Source organism: Paraburkholderia rhynchosiae (assembly GCF_002879865.1).
Lineage (GTDB): Bacteria > Pseudomonadota > Gammaproteobacteria > Burkholderiales > Burkholderiaceae > Paraburkholderia > Paraburkholderia rhynchosiae.
In genome coordinates this window covers 1-911 of the sequence record NZ_PNXY01000110.1, presented here as the reverse complement: position 1 = coordinate 911, position 911 = coordinate 1, and the positions used below count along the sequence as shown (strand labels likewise).

General features: G+C 62.8%; 1 protein-coding gene. It reads right to left on the bottom strand.

Annotated elements, in window-relative coordinates:
• Positions 1-898 (bottom strand): IS630 family transposase gene (locus C0Z16_RS37010; RefSeq protein ID WP_102636852.1). Its coding sequence is split into 2 segments (ribosomal slippage), with 899 coding nucleotides annotated over them: positions 1-433 and positions 433-898; the frame shifts between segments, so codons are not numbered across the junction. This gene is flagged as partial in the annotation.
• Positions 899-911 lie beyond the last annotated feature (13 nt).

Here is a 911-nt window from a genome sequence, read left to right as displayed (position 1 = left end):
AGATCGTTGGGGCAGTAGTTGGCCAGTGCGTGGCGCTTCAGCCAGGCCCACAGGTATTCGACCGGGTTCATGTCCGGCGCGTACGGCGGCAGGAACGCGATCTGGATGTGTCCGCCCAGGCGGTCCAGGTACTCGCGCACCAAACGACTGCGATGCGCCTTCAGGCCATCCCAGATCACCAGCAGCGGCTGCTTCAGGTGGGCCTTGAGCGCTTTGAGGAATTCGACGATCTCTTCCTTCTTGATGCTGCCCTCGTGCAGCCGGAACAAACAGTTGGTGCGCGTGAGCCCGGCGATGACCGAGACGTGATTCCAGTTGAAGTGAAACTGGATGATGGGCGTCTGTCCCCTGGGTGCCCAGGTGCGGACTCTGGTCGGGCGCTCGCTGATACCAGACTCGTCCACGAAGACAATCAGTCGGCCTTCTCGTCGGGCTTTTTTTTAAGGGCTGGCCAGGTGCGACGCTTCCAGTTGCGCACAGCATCCTCGTTGCGCTCGATGGCCCGCTTCTCGGGCTTTTGCGGGCTAAAGCCCAGCGAACCCAGGATGCGCCAAACCTGCGTCTGGCCAAAGCGCACGCCGTGCATGCGTTCGATGACAGCGCCCACACGCTTGAGAGTCCACAGTTCAGTGCCAAATCCATGCTCGACGGGGCTTTGCAGCAGGGCGGCGCGAACAGCCGCCAGCTGTTGCTCATCGAGTTGGGCCGGACGCCCTCGCTCGGGCACCTCTCGCAGGGCATCGATGCCGCCTTCATCGAGCAGCCGCTTCCATGTGTACACCGTCTGCCGAGCCACGCCCACAGCCAACGCCACCTCGGCGCAGCCCTTGCCCGCCAGCAGCAGCCGACCCGCCTTCAATCGCTTCTTTGCTGCTTCGCTCAATCGCCTTTGCGCCATGCCAACTTGTCTC